Origin of the sequence: Shimia thalassica, assembly GCF_001458215.1 — a bacterium.
Lineage (GTDB): Bacteria > Pseudomonadota > Alphaproteobacteria > Rhodobacterales > Rhodobacteraceae > Shimia > Shimia thalassica.
Genome location: NZ_CYTW01000003.1, coordinates 315,949 through 335,990 on the forward strand (window position 1 = coordinate 315,949; position 20,042 = coordinate 335,990).

Annotated in this window: 17 protein-coding genes; 2 read left to right on the top strand and 15 right to left on the bottom strand. The window is 56.7% G+C overall.

The window, feature by feature from the left end:
* Positions 1-27: 27 nt before the first annotated feature.
* From PH7735_RS14850 to PH7735_RS14880, 7 genes are all read right to left on the bottom strand, one after another.
* The gene (locus tag PH7735_RS14850; RefSeq protein ID WP_058312177.1) at positions 28-1,524 is read right to left on the bottom strand and encodes a phosphomannomutase/phosphoglucomutase; all 1,497 of its coding nucleotides are present in this window, start codon (positions 1,522-1,524) and stop codon (positions 28-30) included.
* A gap of 20 nt (positions 1,525-1,544) precedes the next feature.
* On the bottom strand, positions 1,545-2,378 hold the full coding sequence (kdsA, locus tag PH7735_RS14855; RefSeq protein WP_058312178.1) for a 3-deoxy-8-phosphooctulonate synthase: 834 nt from the start codon (positions 2,376-2,378) through the stop codon (positions 1,545-1,547).
* 3 nt (positions 2,379-2,381) lie between these two features.
* Positions 2,382-4,127: a KpsE/RkpR family capsule polysaccharide export protein gene (locus PH7735_RS14860; RefSeq protein ID WP_058312179.1), complete on the bottom strand. Its 1,746-nt coding sequence runs from the start codon at positions 4,125-4,127 to the stop codon at positions 2,382-2,384.
* Entirely contained in the window at positions 4,105-4,764 is a 660-nt protein-coding gene (locus tag PH7735_RS14865) for an ABC transporter ATP-binding protein (protein WP_058312180.1), read from the bottom strand. The genes PH7735_RS14860 and PH7735_RS14865 overlap by 23 nt, the downstream gene beginning before the upstream one ends.
* A 236-nt stretch (positions 4,765-5,000) precedes the next feature.
* Complete coding sequence (locus PH7735_RS14870) at positions 5,001-6,248, bottom strand: Na+/H+ antiporter NhaA (protein ID WP_058312181.1); 1,248 nt, start codon at positions 6,246-6,248, stop codon at positions 5,001-5,003.
* Between the two features lie 114 nt (positions 6,249-6,362).
* Entirely contained in the window at positions 6,363-7,397 is a 1,035-nt protein-coding gene (locus tag PH7735_RS14875; protein WP_058312182.1) for a permease, read from the bottom strand.
* Complete coding sequence (locus PH7735_RS14880; RefSeq protein WP_058312183.1) at positions 7,390-7,734, bottom strand: ArsR/SmtB family transcription factor; 345 nt, start codon at positions 7,732-7,734, stop codon at positions 7,390-7,392. The genes PH7735_RS14875 and PH7735_RS14880 overlap by 8 nt, the downstream gene beginning before the upstream one ends.
* Before the next feature lie 109 nt (positions 7,735-7,843).
* On the opposite strand from PH7735_RS14880, the gene PH7735_RS14885 reads away from it, so the two are divergent.
* A complete protein-coding gene (locus PH7735_RS14885) occupies positions 7,844-8,425 on the top strand; it encodes a uracil-DNA glycosylase family protein (protein ID WP_058312184.1) in 582 nt (193 codons plus the stop codon).
* Positions 8,422-9,216 (top strand): SseB family protein, encoded by a 795-nt coding sequence (locus tag PH7735_RS14890; protein ID WP_058312185.1) that lies wholly within the window; start codon positions 8,422-8,424, stop codon positions 9,214-9,216. The genes PH7735_RS14885 and PH7735_RS14890 overlap by 4 nt, the downstream gene beginning before the upstream one ends.
* Before the next feature lie 139 nt (positions 9,217-9,355).
* On the opposite strand, the gene PH7735_RS14895 is transcribed toward PH7735_RS14890, so the two are convergent.
* From PH7735_RS14895 to PH7735_RS14930, 8 genes are all read right to left on the bottom strand, one after another.
* The gene (locus tag PH7735_RS14895; RefSeq protein WP_058312186.1) at positions 9,356-10,285 is read right to left on the bottom strand and encodes a 2-hydroxyacid dehydrogenase; all 930 of its coding nucleotides are present in this window, start codon (positions 10,283-10,285) and stop codon (positions 9,356-9,358) included.
* 202 nt (positions 10,286-10,487) lie between these two features.
* Positions 10,488-11,627 carry a rod shape-determining protein RodA gene (gene rodA / locus PH7735_RS14900; RefSeq protein WP_058312187.1) on the bottom strand — a complete coding sequence of 380 codons (1,140 nt, stop codon included), beginning with the start codon at positions 11,625-11,627 and terminating at the stop codon, positions 10,488-10,490.
* Positions 11,624-13,570 (bottom strand): penicillin-binding protein 2, encoded by a 1,947-nt coding sequence (gene mrdA, locus PH7735_RS14905; RefSeq protein WP_058312188.1) that lies wholly within the window; start codon positions 13,568-13,570, stop codon positions 11,624-11,626. The genes rodA and mrdA overlap by 4 nt, the downstream gene beginning before the upstream one ends.
* Positions 13,567-14,073, bottom strand: coding sequence for a rod shape-determining protein MreD (locus tag PH7735_RS14910; RefSeq protein ID WP_145865348.1), 507 nt, complete (start codon positions 14,071-14,073; stop codon positions 13,567-13,569). The genes mrdA and PH7735_RS14910 overlap by 4 nt, the downstream gene beginning before the upstream one ends.
* A 25-nt stretch (positions 14,074-14,098) precedes the next feature.
* Positions 14,099-15,019, bottom strand: coding sequence for a rod shape-determining protein MreC (mreC, locus tag PH7735_RS14915; protein ID WP_058312274.1), 921 nt, complete (start codon positions 15,017-15,019; stop codon positions 14,099-14,101).
* A 66-nt stretch (positions 15,020-15,085) separates the two neighbouring features.
* Positions 15,086-16,126, bottom strand: coding sequence for a rod shape-determining protein (locus tag PH7735_RS14920; protein ID WP_058312190.1), 1,041 nt, complete (start codon positions 16,124-16,126; stop codon positions 15,086-15,088).
* Positions 16,127-16,389: 263 nt separating this feature from the next.
* Positions 16,390-17,919 carry an arylsulfatase gene (locus PH7735_RS14925; protein WP_082645255.1) on the bottom strand — a complete coding sequence of 510 codons (1,530 nt, stop codon included), beginning with the start codon at positions 17,917-17,919 and terminating at the stop codon, positions 16,390-16,392.
* A gap of 254 nt (positions 17,920-18,173) precedes the next feature.
* On the bottom strand, positions 18,174-19,748 hold the full coding sequence (locus PH7735_RS14930; RefSeq protein WP_058312192.1) for a 2-isopropylmalate synthase: 1,575 nt from the start codon (positions 19,746-19,748) through the stop codon (positions 18,174-18,176).
* Positions 19,749-20,042 lie beyond the last annotated feature (294 nt).

Genomic DNA, 20,042 nt, shown 5'->3' on the forward strand with positions numbered 1-20,042 from the left:
CGATTTTTTGCATTTTAGAGGCTGGGGTTAGATCGTCTGATCGTACTCGCCAACCGAAGGTTCGGTCCGGATCACGGCGTCGATATCCGCAAAGATCGCGCGCAGCTCTTCGTCGCTGTTCGAGCTTTCGCAAACCACAACAAGGTTCGGCGTGTTGGACGATGCACGCACGAGACCCCAGCTGCCATTGTCAAGGATCACGCGGGCGCCGTTGACGGTCACGACCTCTTTGATGGGGCGCCCGGCAAGAGTTTCGCCTGCTTCGTGTTTCGCAACCAGTTTCGCAACCAAACGCTCGAGAACATCGTATTTCTCGGTGTCGGCGCAATAGGGCGACATTGTTGGTGTGCTGTGTGTTTTGGGCAGTGCTTTGCGCAGGTCCGACATGGACATGTCTGGGTTGCGGTCCATCAGTTTGCAGATTTCCACCGCAACGCGCATGCCACAGTCATATCCACGGCCAATTGGTTCAGCGAGGAAATAGTGACCGGATTTTTCGAAACCGGCCAACGCGCCGATTTCTTTCACACGGCGTTTCATGTGGCTGTGGCCGGTCTTCCAATAGTCGGCGGTCACACCGTTTTTGATCAGCTCGGGATCAGAAGCAAACAGGCCGGTGGATTTCACGTCTGCCACGAAGGTTGAGTTCGGGTAAATCTTTGACAGGTCACGGGCCATGATGACGCCCACCTTGTCGGCAAAAATCTCTTCGCCTTCATCGTCCACAACGCCGCAGCGGTCGCCGTCACCGTCAAACCCGAGCGCCATATCAGCCCCCGATGCTTTGACGCTGTCGGACATGTCGTGCAACATTTCCATCGCTTCGGGGTTGGGGTTGTAGTTCGGGAAAGTATAATCCAGCTCGGTGTGGCTGGGCACTACTTCGACGCCGATACGTTCGAACAGCTCGGGGGCAAATGCCGCCGCGGTTCCGTTGCCGGTGGCGCAGACCACCTTCAAAGGACGAGACATTTTGAAGTCGCCCACGAGGTCGTCAAGATAGGCTTCTTTGACGCCATCGACGAATTCGTATTTGCCGCCGTCAACTTCTTCCCAGTCGCCATTCAGCACGATGTCGCGCAATTCACCCATTTCGTCAGGGCCGTGGGTCAACGGGCGGTCAAAGCCCATTTTCACGCCGGTCCAGCCATTGGGGTTATGCGACGCGGTGATCATTGCAACAGCAGGCACATCCAGATAAAACTGCGAGAAATATGCCATGGGCGACACGGCCGGACCGATGTCTTTGACGTGGATACCCGCGCGCATCAGGCCTTGGATCACGGCCAGCTTGATCGAGAGCGAATAGTCACGATAGTCGTTGCCGACGGCGATGACAGGTTCAATGCCACGGCGACGCATCTGTGTGCCAAGACCAAGACCAAGGGCGGTCATACCGGGTAGGTTAATCTCTTCAGGAAATCTCCAGCGGGCATCGTATTCACGAAAACCGGTTGGTTTAATCATTGGATCGCGCAAAAATTCCCAGGTGTTCGGTGTCACCGTCGCGGCAGGTTTAGTCATAAGTTTACTCTTCAATTGAATCAGATGTGAATCGGGTTCGATTTAGCTAGCTTGTCAAAAGCCATCAACGTGTCAATTAGCGCAGGCATATGATGTAAATGTATCATATTCGGCCCATCTGACGGTGCATTGTCGGGATCTTGGTGGGTTTCGATGAAAACTCCGGCAATTCCGAGCGAAACGGCAGCACGCGCCATAACAGGTGCAAACTCGCGTTGACCGCCGGAAGATCCGCCTTGGCCGCCTGGCTGTTGTACAGAATGCGTCGCATCCATGATCACGGGATAACCCGTCTTGGCCATTCTGGGCAGGCCCCGCATGTCGGTGACAAGGGTGTTGTATCCGAACGATGTGCCACGTTCGGTGAGCATGATTTTTTCGTTGCCCGTGCTTTCGACTTTGGACACCACGTTGTCCATGTCCCAAGGCGCGAGGAACTGCCCCTTTTTGACATTTACAACCGCTCCGGATTTTCCGGCCGCCAACAACAGATCGGTCTGGCGGCACAAAAATGCGGGGATTTGAAGGATGTCACAAACTTCGGCAGCGGGGGCGCATTGTGCTTCGGTGTGCACGTCAGTCAGCACCGGCACGCCGATCGCCGTTTTCACGCCCTGAAGAACTTTAAGGCCCTCATCAATGCCTAGACCGCGTATGCCAGAAGCGCTTGTGCGGTTCGCTTTGTCATAGGACGCCTTAAAGACGAACTGGGCGCCTGCAGCATCGCAGGCTTCTTTCATGGTGCCGGCAATCATCTGTGCGTGATCCGCACTTTCGAGTTGGCACGGGCCGGCGATGACCAGCAACGGTCGGTCGTTTCCGACGTTCAGGTTGGCAATTTCGATATGTTTCATGAGTTAGGAAGAAACCTGTTCGCGAAGGATGGAGGCCGTCAAAGAAATCATCAGGTAGATGCCCGAAAAAATCAGGAAAGCCAAAATTGTGTTTTCGAAGGCCCGTGGATAACTCGGATCTTCCGAGGCCACAGGTTCGACACTGATGGTCAGGTAGCGCACTTGGCGGTTCGCCTCCAGTTCCGTTTGTTTCAACGTCTGCAACGAGGTCTGCATCATCATGTCGGCTGTGGCAAGGTCTGCCTGCAGCATTTGAATCTGAGCTGTCTTTTGCGCAAGCGAAGACTCGCCGGCGGTGGCATCCGTCATTTTGTCTTCAAGCTTGTAAAGCAGCTTGCTCAGACGTCCGATGTCGCCACGAACCCCATCAACACGGGCCTTGTTCGGGCGCGGGTTGTCCTGCAGCGCGGCGAGTTGCAGTTCTTTTTCCTGCAACTGGATCTGGATGTTGTTGATTTGCGAGCGCAGGCTGGAAATCACCCCTTCAGGGTCAATGATCGTACCTTCCTGAAGCGTGACAAGTCGCTGTTGGGCCTCGCGGCGTTCGTCGCGCGCTTCATCAAGGCTTTTGCGGGCATCGCGAAGCTGGTCTTCACGTTTACGCTGGGACAGATCGTCAACGCGTTCTTCCGCATATGAGATCAGTTTGCGGGAAAACTGGGCCGCGATATCCGGGTCCGGTGCCGCGACTTCCATCCGGATCACGCCTTCGGTTGGGTCGTACCCCAGCTTTACGTATTTCTTGTAAAGCTTATAGGCTTGTTCATTCGAGGGGGCCTCGGGAAGGCGTTGAATGGGATCGATGGTCGGGTCGGAAAAGACCGCCTTGAACCCTTTGTCCTGATCCAGCCGCGTCATCGCGTCTTTGGACTGAAGATACGATTGTGTGGCGATGGAATCCTGATTGGTGGCAAACTGTGTGCCGGACAACAACGAGCTAAAGCCCGAAGCCGTGGCCGTGTCGGCCTGCAAGATCAGGAATTCCGACTTGGTCGAATACATCGGTGTGGCGATGGCATAGAAATACCAGCCGGTCAAAAGCGTTGGCAAGAACACGAAAACGGACAGACGTGCCAACAGCAAAAGCATTTTGCGACGGCGACGGCGGGCCATATCCCGTTGAATATCACCAATCTCGCGCGCACGGCGGTCCATCGGAGAAATCATATCTGCCGAGGGCAGGGTCTCTTTGTGCATCGCCATGGTCTGGGGAAGCTGGACACGGCCTTGGCTTTCGGCCTGTTGACCTTGCGCGGGTGTGTCCATGGACACGAGTTCAAGCATGTTCTTGCGTTGGAACGGGTCAATTCCATTGGCCCGCAACAGACGTACGGCGTCATAGTCTGACGTCGCCGCCAAACCGTTTTTCTGGGCAACGCGCCGTGCCATGCGCAATTGGCGGCCTGTCAAACCTTCTCGTTTGATGGCGTCAACTTCTTGTTCAGGTGTAATGGCCACATCTGTCTGTGGGGCAGCGGCGGGCGCCGGTTGTGGCTGCACCGGTGGCTGCGACTGCACAGGTTGTTGCGGCTTTGCCTGAGGGCGCGGCTGGCGGGCTTCGGGGGCTGCAACCGCAGCAGGAGGCGGTGTCTGTCGTGGAACATCCGCCGCGTCAGTCGTCTGACCGGTGAAACGGTGACTTGGAAGGTCGCGGGACTGGTTCGCGGCCGGACGGACCTCTTCTGGCGCGGCACCTGCCTGAGGGCTGCGACGGATCCTGAACTTTTTAGCCTTGGGTTTGGTAGTCATAAAGCTGCTTCGCCTCTTCCAAGCTGTCAAACATATACAATTGCCCATTCAGCAAAACCGCAGCTGAGCGTGCGAACTTTTCGAGCACGTCGGGCTTGTGCGATACTATGATAATCGTTGTGGTGCGCAGCCGCTCTTTGAGGATGGCACCGGCCTTTTGGTTAAAGTCGACATCGGTCGAGGCAGGCATGCCTTCGTCGATGAGATACATATCGAAGTCCAGCGCCAGCATCAGCGCAAAGGTGAAACGCGCCCGCATCCCCGTCGAATACGTGCCGAGGGGCTGTTCAAAGTATTCGCCAAGGTTACAAAGCCAGCGACAGAAGGCTTCGACATAATCCGGATCAAGCCCGTAAAGACGCGCGATAAAGCGGCTGTTGTCGACGGCAGAGTGGCGGTTCACAACGCCCCCCATAAAGCCCAGCGGAAACGAAATGCGGCAACTGCGCCGAATCTCGCCCTCATCGGGCTTTTCCAATCCGGCGATCATATTGACCAAAGTGGTCTTGCCCGTGCCGTTTGGCGCGAGAATCCCGAGAGAATTCCCGAGTTCCACACGGAAAGACGCACGATCAAGGATGATCTTGCGCTGGGTACCTGTCCAAAAGGACTTACTGACGTTCTCAAATTCGAGCATTTATCGCTCCGGCTCTGCTCTGCCCCTCCTGGTTACAGGAGTTTTGTTAACGCTCTGTTCGGCGTCTTTGGGCGTAATATGTCGGATTGCACCTATCAATAGCAACGCCTTGCGGCGATAATTTGACGATGCATGGCAAAAAACCGACGCAATTGCATCGGTTTTTGTTTTATTGAAAGAATTGTCGCGACTTTACTCGCCCCTGCGTTGTGCGAGGGCTGGCAGGTTGCGCAACATTAGAGATCCCGTTTCTCAACCCGGAACACTTTTCCTGCGATAATTGAAACGATTGCCGCAGCAAAAGAAAACAGCGCACCCATTTTTGCGGCGTCTTGAACCGGACCGGCATCGAAGGCGACCGAGGCCACAAAAAGAGACACGGTAAAGCCAATCGCCGCGACACATCCGATCACCACAAGGTCAATGATCCGCATACCTTCAGGAAGGCCAAGCCGCAAAGGAACGGCGGCAAGCCACCCCATCGCCAAGATACCAACTGGTTTGCCGATCAGCAGACCCGCCAGAACAAGCCATGTCGCATCGCCAATGGCGGACATCTGCACACCGGCATTGCACAGCCCAAAAAAGAACAGGACGATCTCAACCGGATGTTTGAGCGCATGTTCAATCACGTTCAGCAAATCGTGCAGGTGACGTTCCGCTTCGGAAAAGATGCCAAATGCGCGGTCCGCATGCGGTATGGTCGGAACCACCGGCAAAAGCCCAAGCGCAGGATGAAGACCCGAACGCATAAAGGCATACCAGCTGATCGCAGCCCCCAACAGGTACGGGAGGAAATGCAAATTCTTGCGCATCCATGTCGAGTTCGGACGCGCCTGATTGCCACGGTCAAGCCGTCTCGGAAGCCAGTTGAACAGCACAAACACTGCAATACAGGCCCCAAAAGAGACCAAGAGCCATTCTGGTGCTAGTTCGCCCGAAGGATAGAAAATCGCCAGAATGATCAGCCCGGCCGCATCGTCTGCAATGGCCAGCAACAAGAGGAACCGCACCGCAGGGTGTCCGGCACCAAAGACCAGACGCCCGACAAGATAGGAAAAGGCAATGTCGGTTGCTGTCGGGATCGCCCAACCATTCGCAACCGCGCTATAGGTGTCAGAGCCCAACAGGAATGCGAGACCAAGGTACACGCCAATCGGGCCAAACATGCCGCCCGCTGTGGCAAACAGCGGTGTCGCGGCCTTTGATCCCCGCAGGGACCCGTTTTTGAGAATAACGGCTTCCCATACCTCTTTTGCAGCGATTGCAAAGAAGAAAGCCATCAACAGATCATTGACCAGATAGTGTAGGGTCAGGGTGCGGTGACCATCGTGATAGTGACCAATCGGAGCATGATCCCAGATTTTGAATTCTACAAAATGATGGTAGCTCTCATAGTCAATATTCGCCCAGACGAGCGCGATAAGCGCGCCCAAAATCAAAAGAAGCGAATAGTTCGTCAGAAAATTCCAGACGCGATACATCCCGTCAATATCCCCACTGTTAGCGCGTTTTCCCTAGGGGTAACCGAAAACAGATAGGCGGGCAACGCAAGAGGGGGTACGAAAGATCGCGCCCCCTCCTTTGTGTTTCTGACCTCAGGCAACGAATTGCCAGGTGAGTCCGGCCAGAAACGCCCCTAACAAGGCAAAGCCAAGATAGGCTGCAAATATGCGGGGCTTGACCAAGGCCCATACGGCGATGGCCGCCGGGATGCTGCTTACACCGCCCGCAATCATAAAGCTCATGGCCGCGCCGTTGGACATGCCTTGTGCCAAAAGGGCGTCCACAAGAGGCACAGCGGCATAGCCGTTGAGATAGGCCGGTGCACCAACCAGCGCGCCCAGAAGAATTGTGCCAAGACCCTCCCCACCCAAGACATTCGCGATCAGGCTGGCCGGGATATAGTGGATCATCAGGGCTTCGATGGTATAGGCCAGTGCCAGCCACTTCAGCAGGAACACACCGTTTTCAATGGTTGCCTCCTTGAAGGTTTCACGACGATCCGCTTCTTTCCAGAAGGCCCAGACAGGTTGCCCGGAAAAGGGTTGTTTGACGCCGCAGCATCCGCCGATCTGGGGTTTTTCGCGCAAAGGGTCGACGAAAACGGCGCTTTTGGCGAACAACATGGTCAGACCACCACCCAACAGACCCAGACCCACAGCCGAGAAGGTTTTCGCAATTGCGAAATCAAACCCCAATGTGCCCGAGGTGATCGCGAACATCGCCGGGTCCATCAAGGGGGAAGCCAGCCAAAATGCCATAACCGCCGACAACGGGGCACCCACGGCCAGAAGCGCGGCAATAAACGGGATCACTTCGCAGGAACAGAATGGGGATAGCCCACCCAGCAACGCCGCAAACAAAATCATATGGGTTTCGCGCCCCACAAAAGCCTTTGCCAGCAGGTTCTCTGCGCCCGTTGCCTTGAGATAGCCAATCGCAAACACGGCAAAAAGAATGAAAGGTGCGGTGCCCTGCAAGGCACCCCAGGCAAAATCCACCGTCGGGATGAATTGCGGCGTATCAAATACGGCGACCGCGATCAAAATGAGCACAAGTGCCGCCCATGCCTTGTCGATTTTGGCCAGCCGCGATGACAGCGGGGTCGGGGATTGCGAGAGTTCAGCCATTGTTTTGATCCTCATTGGCATCCGCACTGTCTGCACAGCATTCCTTGAGCAGGAAATTCGAGAGATTGCGGATCTCGTCATAAGCCACGGCCGCACAAATGATCGAACGGCCCTGTTTTTGTTGAACGACAAGGCCCGCCTGGGCCAAAATCTTCATATGATGTGTCAGGGTTGATCCGGTTACGCCTGTGCGTTGGCCCAGTTCCCCGATGCTCAGCCCGTCATGTCCGGCGCGCACAAGGCACCGCAGAACAGAAAGGCGTTGTTCCGAACCAAGAGCCGCGAAGGTCGAGGCTGCAATGGTCAAAGAGATGTCGTCTGTCGAATCATGTTTCATATTTCTAGAAATATCGAATTATTTGCGTCACGCAAGTTTTATTTCGATAAATGTCGAAATATAGGTCCATGTGCTTTTCAGACGTGCGTCTTTGCCCCAATGTGGGGGCATGTCCCTTTTGCAAGACATACAGGCCTGTCGGCTGTGCGCGGACCGGTTTGCAGCGACGGCAACGTCGCATGACCCGCGCCCTGTGGTGTGGTTCCAGCCATCCGCACGGGTGCTGATCGTTGGTCAGGCACCCGGAGCAAAGGTGCACAAAAGCGGACGCCCCTTCACCGACCCGTCAGGGGACCGGTTGCGCGACTGGATGGGGCTGGATGAGGTTGCCTTTTACGATCAGGCGCGGATCGGCATTCTGCCAATGGCGTTTTGTTTTCCGGGCTATAACGCAAAGGGCAGCGATCTGCCCCCACCGCCAATCTGTGCCCATACGTGGCGCGACCGCGCCATGGCCTCCATGACGCAAGTCAGGTTGACGCTGTTGGTGGGCGGATATGCGCAAAAATGGCATTTGGGGCAGAAAAAGACCGTTACAGACACGGTCAAGGCATGGCGCGACCATGCGCCCGACGTCTTTCCCTTGCCACATCCGTCGTGGCGCAATACGGCATGGTTGAAGAAAAACCCTTGGTTCGAAGCGGAATTGCTGCCCGACCTGAGGACACGGATCAAGGACATTCTGCGATGAGCGATACTGCAACGCCTTTGGACATCAGCCATGCTGCGATGGAGGCCAACCCTGCCGATGACGCTGCCCGTTTGCGGTTCTACGAAAGACTTGCGGATGCCGAGCTTTTCTTGCTGTTAAGCAAAGAAGCAGAAGACGATCGCATCGCACCGGAAATGTTTGACCTGTCGGACCATTCGTTTGTGTTGGTGTTCGACACGGAAGAGCGGTTGTCAGCGTTTGTCGGAAAAGCGGCACCATACGCGGCCCTTTCGGGGCGCGTGATTGCATCGATGCTGGACGGGCAGGGGATTGGCCTTGGTGTGAACCTCGAGGTGGCGCCATCTTCGATCCTGATCCCGCCAGAAGCGGTCAGCTGGCTCGCAGAAACGCTGACACACGCCCCCGACGAAGTGGAAGCCCGCCCCGAGGAATTCACCGCGCCCGCCGGATTGCCGGAAATGCTGGTGACGGCGCTGGATCAAAAGCTGTCGACGGCTGTCGGGCTTGCGCAAATGGCGTTTCTGGTCGGTGTTGTCTATGACACCGGCGCCCGCAGCCACATGCTGGGCTTCGTCGGGGCGATCCCCGAAGCCCATGGCGCTCTGGCCAAGGCCGTTTCCGAGGCCCTGACGTTTTCCGGAGTAGAGGCTGGGGCGCTGGATGTGGGGTTCTTTGATGCGTCCGATCCCGTTTCGGCCCAACTGGCACGGGCTGGATTGCGGTTTGATCTGCCCGAGGCGCCCAAGCCGTCCGAATATGTGCCTGTCGCACCGGGCAGCGACCCGGATAACCCACCCAAACTGCGCTAGGGATCTCGCGGGCTTCCGCCCTTTTAGGTCCGCATCAAGATGCGTTCAAAAAGGTTGGGCCAAGCCTCGCTGCGCTCGGCCGCGTCCGCCCCGTCAAACCGCGTAGAGGGTGTTGCGCGGGGCTTCAAAGACGTCTGGATTAGTAGCCAGCACCGCGATCCACCAGATGCAGGAAGGGCTCGCCACTCTGACCGCGCCGGATATTCTCTGCAATCACCCGTGATGCCGAACTGGGGCGCGTTTCCGAGGCAATATGCGGGGTGACTGTCACCCTCGGATGGCTCCAATAGGGGTGATCTGCGGGCAACGGCTCGATCCGGAAAACATCCAGTGTGGCATGGGCAATATGCCCGCTGTCTAGCGCCATGAGCAACGCGTCATCGTCAATCAGGGGACCACGTCCGGGGTTGATGATAAAGGCCCCTTCGGGCATGTCGGCCAAGGCCTGTGAATCCACTGTGTTTTCCGTGGCGGCCGTATTGGGCAACAGCAAAATCAGAACATCCGCCGTCGAAACCGCTTCCCTGAGCCCGTCAGGACCGTTTAAACAGGTGATCCCTTCAATGTCCTTTGCGGTTCTGCTCCACCCTGTCACGGGAAAGCCCAGTCCAATAAGCGCTTTGGCGCAGGCCAGCCCCAACGTGCCCAGCCCCAGAATGGTCACGCGCCGGTCTTCTGCCAAGGGTGGTACAAACGAACGCCATTCGCCGTCTTGGCCCAAAATGTGCTGATCCATGCCAAGATGGTGGCGCAACGTATGCCCTGTGACCCATTCGACCATGCCCTGCGTCAGACCATAGTCAACCATCCGCGCAAGAGGCTGGCTCAGCGTCTGGTTCCCCACGACATCTTCCACACCAGCCCACAGGTTCAACACGGCCTTGCAGCGTGTAAACGGCGTGAAGTCGTGCAAATCCCCATTGGGCGCATAGACGATATAATCCACGTCTTCCGGCGGAAATTCGGTGCGCAGATCTACCTCAAGATCCTGTTCTGCAAACGCTGTGCGCAACGGGGTTTCATAGGTGTTCCACCGTTCGGTTTTGGCGGCAAACAGAACATTGATCATGGTGAGAAAATCTCCAAGTCTGGGAAAGACACAAGGCGGCTACGAGGGCAAGTGAGGCCACAAAAGGGCCCACACTTCAAGTACGCCTTGCCCTTTTCGCGTGATCTTTTCCGGATCTATGCACCCGCCGAGCGGAGCGAGGCACGGCCCAACGTTTTTGAACGCATCTTGATGCGGTCCCAAAAGGGCGGGAGCCGTTTCGTTATCGCGGGCGGTGCACGGATGCGCTTTGGATCAGACCAAAAGCCAGCATCAAAACCAGCATCGCCGATCCCCCGTAAGACACCAATGGCAAGGGCACACCCACAACAGGGGCCATGCCCATGACCATCGACATGTTCACAGCGTAAAACAGGAAGAACGTTGAAATAATGCCGTAGGTGAGCAGTGACGAAAAGCGGTCCTTGTTCGCCACCGCTGCAACAAGGCCAAAGACGATGATCAACCCGTAAAGCGCCAGCAACGAAACCCCGCCGATAAACCCGAACTCTTCTGCGAGTGTCGTAAAGATAAAGTCGGTGTGCTTCTCGGGCAAAAAGTTCAGCCGGGACTGGGTGCCCTGCATAAAGCCGCGTCCGGTCCAGCCACCAGAGCCCAAGGCGATTTTGGACTGCGTGATGTGATACCCTGCGCCCAGCGGATCACTGGACGGATCAAGAAAGGTGTCGATCCGGCGATACTGATAGTCTTTCAGCAATTGCCATGTGCTGCCACGTGACTGGAAAACCGCAAAGACCAGACCGGCGGCCATCCCGCCAACAGCTGCGAAATAGGCCCAATGCACGCCTGCCATAAACATCACCATGGCCCCTCCGATCAGCAAAAGAAGGGATGTGCCAAGGTCGGGCTGGCGCAAAACCAGCGCCGTCGGGAACAGGACCAAAATAACAGGTAACAAAACCCACAACGGGCGCGAGGTTTTTTCCGTAGGCAGCCAGTCGTAATAGGCCGCCAGGGCCATCACCAAGGTGATCTTCATAAGCTCTGACGGCTGCAACCGCATAAAGCCCAGATCAATCCAGCGCTGTGCGCCCATGCCGACGCTGCCCATGACTTCGACCAGTACCAACAAAAGGATCGTCCCGAGATAGGCCGCTCCGGAAATGCTGCGCCAGAACCAGATCGGCACCATGGCGATCCCCACCATCACCGCAAATCCAACCAAAAAGCGTTTGATCTGTGGCTCGGCCCAAGGCGAAAAAGACCCCCCTGCAACGGAATAGAGCATGGTGAAACCCACGCCACAAACAGCGGCAAGCAGCAAGAGCAACGGATAGTTCAGAAACAGGATTTTGCGCAGACCCGTCGGGGCGGATTTGACGGTATACTCAAGATAACTCATGCTCGGTCTCCGCTGCGCTTGCCCTGCCGGTCCGGCATCATCTCTCTGATGCGTTTCTGCTGTGCTTCGATACGCGTTCGGTCCTTGGTCGGATAGGCGGACAGGGGCGGGTCGCCTTCATAGAGGGCCTGCAAGGTGATATCGCGCGCCACTGGCGCGGCAGCTGTTGAGCCGCCTCCGCCATGTTCAACGATGACAGCCACGGCAATCTTTGGATCATCATAGGGGGCGAAGTTGACAAACAACGCGTGGTCGCGCCGCTCCCAAGGCAGATCCTTGTTGCGGAAAACACCCTTGGCCCGTTCCGCGGCCGAAATATTACGCACCTGGCTTGTTCCGGTTTTTCCGGCCATCCGATAGGCATCTTCGATGACGCGGCTGCCATAGGCCGTGCCGCGCCGGTTGTTCGACACCGAGAACATGGCACGCCGGATATGGCGCAGGTTGTTTTCGTTCAGCCCAAGAGAGGCGGAGTCCGCGATGCCCTGTTCGACCCCGTTGACCGATTTCACGATCCGCGGCATGAGTTCCAATCCGGAAGCGAGACGCGCTGTCATCACGGCAAGCTGCAAAGGCGAGGCCAGAACAAACCCTTGCCCAATCGAGGCGTTCACCGTATCACCGATCACCCAGGACGCGCCACGCACGCTTTGCTTCCAGTCTTTGGTGGGGTTCAATCCGCGTGCCACACCTGACATCGGCAAATCAAACCGCTCGCCCAGTCCAAGCTTGCTGGACATTGCCGAAATCTTGTCGATGCCCAGCTCAAGCGCAATCTCGTAGAAATAGACGTCACAGCTTTCGCGCAGGGCGGTTTGCAGGTTCATGTGCCCGTGTCCGGCACGTTTCCAGCAGTGAAACCGCCGGTTCGCCACTTCAAGATGGCCCGGGCAATACACGGTGTCTTCGGCAGAGACCAATCCGGCCTCAAGCGCGGCCAAAGCGGTCACCATTTTGAAGGTCGATCCGGGGGGATAGGTGCCCTGAACCGACTTGGCAGCCAGAGGGCGGTATTTATTTTCGGTCAGCGACCGGTAATCGGCAACCGAGATACCACTGACAAACAGGTTGGGATCAAATGTCGGAGACGAGTTAACGGCCAGAAGATCCCCGTTCCGGCAATCCATGACAACCGCTGCGGCGCTTTCTTCGCCAAGGCGCAGCTGGATATAGGATTGCAAACGCTGATCGATGGTCAGTTGCAAGTCGTCGCCCGCTTCGCCCTCGCGACGGTCCAATTCGCGCATCACGCGCCCGACAGCGTTCACCTCGACCCGCTTTGTGCCGGCCTTGCCGCGCAACTCGGTTTCACGCTTGGCTTCGATGCCGACCTTGCCGATCTGGAAACGCGGAATGCGCAACAGCTGGTCGGGGTTTTCGATCTTGGACAGGTCATAATCGCTGACAGGGCCGACATAGCCAACAACATGCGCCAGATCCCCCGCCAAGGGATAGGTGCGCGACAGGCCGACTTCTGGAGTGATCCCCGGAAGGGCAGGGCTGTTCACAGCGACGCGGCTCATCTCGTCCCAACTGACGCGATCAGCGATGGTCACAGGCAGAAACGGCGCCGACCGCTTCATCTCGGTCACCGCGCGGTTCACATCGTCTTCGTCCAGTTCAACAAGCGACGAAAGCCGCGTCAGGGCCGAGTCGATATCACCGGCATCTTCCCGCACAATTGTGATGCGGTAAGACTGGACATTGCGCGCCACAGGCACGCCGTTCCGGTCATAGATTTCACCGCGCGCCGGAGGGATCAGACGGATGTTGATACGGTTTTCTTCTGCCAGCAGACGGTACTGATCGGCCTGATCCACCTGCAAATGGCGCATGCGCAGACCCAGCAGGGCCATAAATCCGATCTGGGCACCGCCCAGCAAAAGCGCCCGCCGGGTAAAGCGTTTTTGTGTCTCGGCAACATCCGTGGGGGCGCGTCTCATGTGGCACCTGCCAATGTGTCATCGTCACCGGGGCTGAGCTTGCGCACATTCACCAGCACTTGTGACAGGATCGCGACCAAAGGATACACAGCGACATTCATGAAGGCCTGCATTACACTCAGGCCCAATGGCGCCTGATCAACCAGAAACACTGCCAGAACCAGCCTGTATAAAACGGCAATCCCAATCAGAATGGCACTCGCGGTCAGCCATTCGTTGGCAAAGGTGCTGTCACGCAGGCCGTGTGACTGGCGTCGCATCATCTGCCGCGCCACAACCATGATGGCGGCCATCAACCCCGGTGGGCGCATCAGTACAAAGTCAGCTAGCAAAACAACGCCCGCGACAGCAACTACCGGAACAAACTCGGGGCGTCGTGCGGCCCAGACGATGGTCAGAACAACAATGAAATCCGGTCCGGCCCAGCCTTGCGGCACATGGCTAAGCGGCAGCAACTGCAAAAACAGTATCCCGACGCCAAGCAGGACATAGAGAAAGCGCATTCGCCATTTGCGCGAGGCGCTGGCGCTACCCATCCTGAGCCTCGGATGGGGTGGGCGGTTCTTCTGGTAAAGGGTCCGAAGGCAGGTTTGACGGGCGTACAATGCCGCCGTGGTTTTGTGGCCTGTCCTGACCATGATCCCGCAACACTCGCAGGAATTCGAGCCGCTCGTAATCCGCAGCCAGACGCACGCGCAACCGCCCGCCGGGGTCTGTTGCAACCTGACCGATCAAAAGACCGCTCGGAAAGACACCGCCGTCTCCGGAACTGACAACGCGGTCACCGGGACGCACCTTGTCGTCGTTTTCCAGAAAATCGATGTAGGGCGCAATCGTGTTGTCGCCCACGATCAATGCTGTCTGACCCGAGGGCTGGATCAGGGCAGGAATGCGGCTTGAGCTGTCCGACAAAAGGATCACGCGGCTGGTGGACTGGCCCACGCCCGCGATCCGCCCGACAAGACCAATGCCATCCATTGCGGCCCAGCCATCAACGATGCCGTCACGCGCCCCGATATTCAACAGAACGGACTGCCGGAACGGAGATCCGCTGTCGGCCAGAACAACGCCCGTCACAAAGGTCAGGCGGGGATCAAGGCGCACGTTATTAAGGTCAAGAAGGCGGGCGTTCTCTTGTTCGAGCTGCAAAGCCGCCTCTTTCCATGCCTTCATTTGCTGAAGTTCACGGCGCAATTCGGCGTTTTGCTCAAGAATACGTTGATAGCTTTGAAAGTCGCGGAACAAATCCACAGCGCCCGTCGCCGGTGCCATGGCCCAATCGAACGAGGGCACCACCTTGTCGACCACCTGTGCGCGGAACCGTTCTACCCGTGGGCTATCGATGCGCCAAACAAGAAAAATACCAAGCAGACACAGCAGAAGAATGGCCAGCAAAAGACGTTTTAGCGGGCCAATAAAGTCTTCGCCTTGTGTCCGGTCTTTGGCCACACCGCCCCCCATTCAGGAAAGATAACATCAGCCTAGCACGAGCTCTTTGCCCGCGCCAATCACGGCTTAGCTGTCATAGTCGATCGCGTGACGCAGCTGTTTTTCGTATTCCAGCGCCTTGCCCGTGCCCATAGCCACGCAGTTCAGCGATTCATCTGCAATCGAAACGGCCAGACCGGTTTGCTCACGCAGCGCCAGATCAAGATCCCCGAGCAATGCACCGCCACCGGTCAACATCACGCCGCGATCCACAATATCCGCCGCCAGATCCGGAGGTGTCGCTTCCAATGCGGTCATCACCGCTTCACAGATTTGCTGAACAGGTTCGGCCAAAGCTTCGGCAACCTGTGCCTGACTGATTTCGGTTTCCTTGGGCACACCATTCAAAAGGTCACGCCCACGGATTTGCATCGACGTGCCGCGCCCGTCGTCGGGCATACGTGCCGTGCCGATCTGGGTTTTGATGCGCTCTGCTGTTGCTTCGCCAACCAAAAGGTTTTGGTTGCGACGCAAGTAGTTGATGATGGCTTCGTCCATCCGGTCTCCGCCAACGCGGACCGAGCGGGCATAAACGATATCGCCCAACGACAAAACGGCCACCTCGGTGGTGCCGCCGCCGATATCCACAACCATGTTGCCGGTTGGATCGGTGATCGGCATGCCTGCGCCAATCGCTGCTGCGATGGGTTCGGCAATCAGACCCGCACGGCGTGCGCCAGCAGACAGAACCGACTGGCGGATCGCGCGTTTTTCAACGGGGGTGGCACCGTGGGGGACACAGACGATGATCTTTGGTTTTGAAAAGGTCGAGCGTTTGTGCACCTTGCGGATAAAGTGTTTGATCATTTCTTCCGCAGTGTCAAAGTCGGCAATCACACCGTCACGCATCGGGCGGATGGCCTCGATCGATCCGGGGGTCCGACCCAACATCAGCTTGGCATCTTCGCCAACTGCGAGAACCTTTTTAACGCCGTCTTTGACGTGATAGGCCACAACAGATGGTTCAGACAGGATCACGCCCTTGCCTTTGACATAGACCAGCGTATTCGCCGTTCCGAGGTCGATTGCCATGTCAGAGGTGAACAGGCCGCCCAGATTTCCCAGCATGTGTTTTTTGTTCCCGCAGAATATAGAATTGACCCGCGACTCTGGCGAGAGGGGGCGACCTTCTTATATGGGCGGGCGCACGGTTGTGGAAGCCCCGGATCAGTACAAATGCGCGTGAATCCGCCATGTTCAAAGGTGGAAGTTGGCTGAATGCCCGAACAGCATGCGCCATTGCCTTGAAATTCGTCCGATCTGTGGTGTGCGCCAACGAAAAAGGGCACCAGAATCGGCGCCCTTTTTGTGTTTTTACCGCGTCGGGGGCCTTAGCCGCCCTGATTGCGCTGCAGTCCTTCGAGAACCTGATCAATCGAGAAGCTGGCTGGCTTCTGACGAGGGGGGTATTTCACGAAAGTCTCGAGGAATTCCCCGACAAAGACCTGTGCCGGCACCAGAAGATAGAGCCGCTCAAAGCGCCAGTTGGTGTATCCGGAAGCTTCTTCCTGCGCGCGCTCGAAAGGATCGCTGTAAAGATCGATCAGCTTGGGAACACGAAGGGGAACAAAGGGTTCTTCCCAAACATCAAAACCTTCCGCGCGCTGTTCGGCGAACACCAGTTTCCAGCGGTCATAGCGCAGGTTCACGAGATCACCACCGTCAGAGAAATAGAAGAACTCTCTGCGAGGGCCTTCTTCGGCTTCACCCTTGAAGTAGGACATGAAGTCATAGCCATCGAGATGAACCGGCTCGTTGCCTTCGCCAAAGGGTGCCTCGGTGAGCATCCGCTCTTTCATGTCAGTGTCGCCAAGGGCGGACATGAATGTCGGGAACCAGTCAAGGTGGCTGATGATCTCGTTGGACTTGCGTCCGGGCTCGATCACGCCGGGCCATTTGATCATCATGGGCACGCGGTATCCGCCTTCCCAGTTGTCGTTCTTTTCACCTTTGAAGGGGGTTGTGCCCCCATCAGGCCAGCTGAACACTTCGGCGCCGTTGTCCGTGGAATACATCACAACGGTGTTGTCCGCGATCCCAAGCTCGTCAAGACGGTCAAGCATTTGGCCAACCATTTTGTCGTGCTCGACCATGCCATCCGGATAAATGCCGAGACCCGTCACGCCTTGGCTTTCGGGTTTCAGGTGGGTGTTAATGTGCATCCGTGTGGTGTTGTACCATAGAAAGAACGGCTTATCCTGCTCAACCGCACGGTTCATAAAGTCGATGGCACCTGCGGTGACTTCTTCGTCAATCGTCTCCATGCGTTTGCGGGTCAGCGGGCCGGTGTCTTCGACAGTGCCGTCAGACGAGGATTTGATCACACCACGCGGGCCGAACTTTTCGCGAAACTCCGGATCCTTGGGATAGTCCACGCTTTCCGGCTCTTCTTCGGCATTCAGGTGGTAGAGGTTGCCAAAGAACTCATCAAACCCGTGGTTGGTCGGAAGGTGCTCGTCGCGGTCGCCAAGGTGGTTCTTGCCGTATTGCCCCGTCATATAGCCTTTCGACTTCATATACTCGGCAATGGTGGGGTCTTTTTCCGACATGCCTTCTTTGGCACCGGGAAGACCCACCTTGAGCAATCCGGTCCGGAACCCGGACTGGCCTGTCACAAAGGATGCGCGCCCCGCAGTACAGGACTGTTCACCATAAGAGTGCGTGAACAGCATGCCTTCGTTTGCAATCCGGTCAATGTTGGGGGTTTCGTACCCCATCATGCCTTGGTTATAGGCGCTGACGTTCCAATAGCCGACGTCATCCCCCCATATCACCAAAAAGTTGGGTGTATCCGCTGCGAGCGCCATTGAGGATGTCATCATCCCCATGGACAGCGTTGCGGCAAATGCCGCTCGTTTCATTAAACCTATCATACGCGCTTTCCTCCAATCACTCCCGAAAATGTTAGAAGCGGCACAAAATAGACCGCCCTGTTCACAGTCTGCGCGGAGAATCTGTTTCGATCAAACTTTTTAAACTCAATATGGTTAGCAAGGGGGCGCGACCTGCCGCCGAATACCGCGCCAGCCGGATCACCTGCGCAGGGTTTGGCTGTCCGGAAAACAAAACGGGCCACCCGAAGGCAGCCCGAAAATCTTTTGGAATATGGCGTTGATCAGGTCACGTCGCGATACGAGATTTCTTTTGCATCGACACCTTCGCCCATTTTGGCGCGTCGCACGACCAGACGGTTCAGCGCATTGATATAGGCTTTGGCCGACGACACCACGGTATCTGTATCTGCCGATTGACCGGTCACGACCATGCCGTCCTCTTCGACCCGAACCGAAACGGTGGCCTGTGCATCCATGCCTTCGGTGACGGCATGAACCTGATACAATTGCAGGCGTGCCTGGTTTGGATGCAGATCACGAATGGCTTTGAACGTGGCATCAACCGGCCCATCCCCAAACGCAGTCGCCGAGATGTCCTTGCCATCGATTTCCATTTCAACGGTGGCTTCCGCCTGACCGCCCGTGCCGCAGACAACTTTCATCGAGACCAGCTTTAGGGCATCGTTTTCATCGTCGCCGCCGACACGCATCAGCGCGATCAGGTCATCGTCCAGAACCTCTTTCTTGCGGTCGGCAAGATCCTTGAACCGGACAAATACGTCTTTCAGCTGGTTGTCGCCAACCTCAAAGCCCAAATGCTCGAGTTTGTCACGCAGCGCCGCCCGTCCCGAGTGTTTGCCCAAGGGCAGGGAAGTGCCGGACAGGCCCACATCTTCGGGGCGCATGATCTCGAAGGTTTCCTTGTTCTTCAGCATGCCGTCCTGATGGATGCCCGACTCGTGGGCAAAGGCGTTTTTACCGACGATGGCCTTGTTGAATTGCACCGGAAAGCCCGACACAGTCGCCACACGACGCGAGATTTGCATCAGCTTTCTGGTGTCGATCCCTGTGTGCCAAGGCATGATGTCATTGCGCACCTTCAGGGCCATGACCACTTCTTCAAGGGCGGTGTTGCCTGCGCGTTCGCCCAGACCGTTGATGGTGCACTCGATCTGACGCGCGCCCCCTTCAACAGCAGCCAGCGAGTTCGCCGTCGCCATGCCAAGGTCATTGTGACAATGCGTGGCAAAGATCACCTCATCGGCACCGGGCACAGTTTCGATCAGCCGTTTGATCAGATCAGCGCTTTCAACTGGCGCCGTATACCCAACCGTATCAGGAATGTTGATCGTAGTCGCGCCGGCTTTGATGGCAATTTCGATCACGCGACACAGGTAATCCCATTCGGTCCGTGTGGCATCCATCGGGGACCATTGCACGTTTTCACACAGGTTACGCGCGTGGCTGACGGTTTCGTGGATCTTGTCCGCCATTTCGTCCATGGTCAGGTTCGGGATCGCACGGTGCAGTTCCGAGGTGCCGATAAACGTGTGGATGCGGTTTTTCTCGGCGTGTTTCACAGCCTCCCAGCATCGATCAATATCGGCAAAGTTCGCACGCGCCAGCCCGCAAATGCGGCTGTTTTTCGCGTTTTTGGCAATCTCGCTGACGGCTCTGAAGTCCCCTTCCGAAGCAATCGGGAACCCGGCTTCGATGATGTCCACGCCCATCTCGTCCAGCATGCCTGCTATTTCGAGTTTCTCGTCATGGGTCATGGTCGCGCCGGGCGACTGTTCGCCGTCACGCAGGGTCGTGTCAAAGATCAAGACGCGGTCTTGTTGGGCAGTATCGTTCATTTGGAAATCTCTCTTTTTTCTCCTGATGCCTTGGCGCGAAGCGACGATCCTCTGAGCGGTCGCGCCTATAACGGCACGCTCAGAGGCGGGCTAGGAGAAGAAGGTCGGCCAGAATCGCAGCGCGAATGCGCTGTGCGGGTGCTGCGATATGTGCCTTGGTCATCATGCTGTGAAATATACATGCCTTTGGGTAAATGAAAACCCTCAAATCGGGCTTTTTGCGCGCGACGGAAATCGTCCGGAACCGGTGAAAATTGGTATGCTCAAATTAATCCTTTCCGGACCTTAATGATC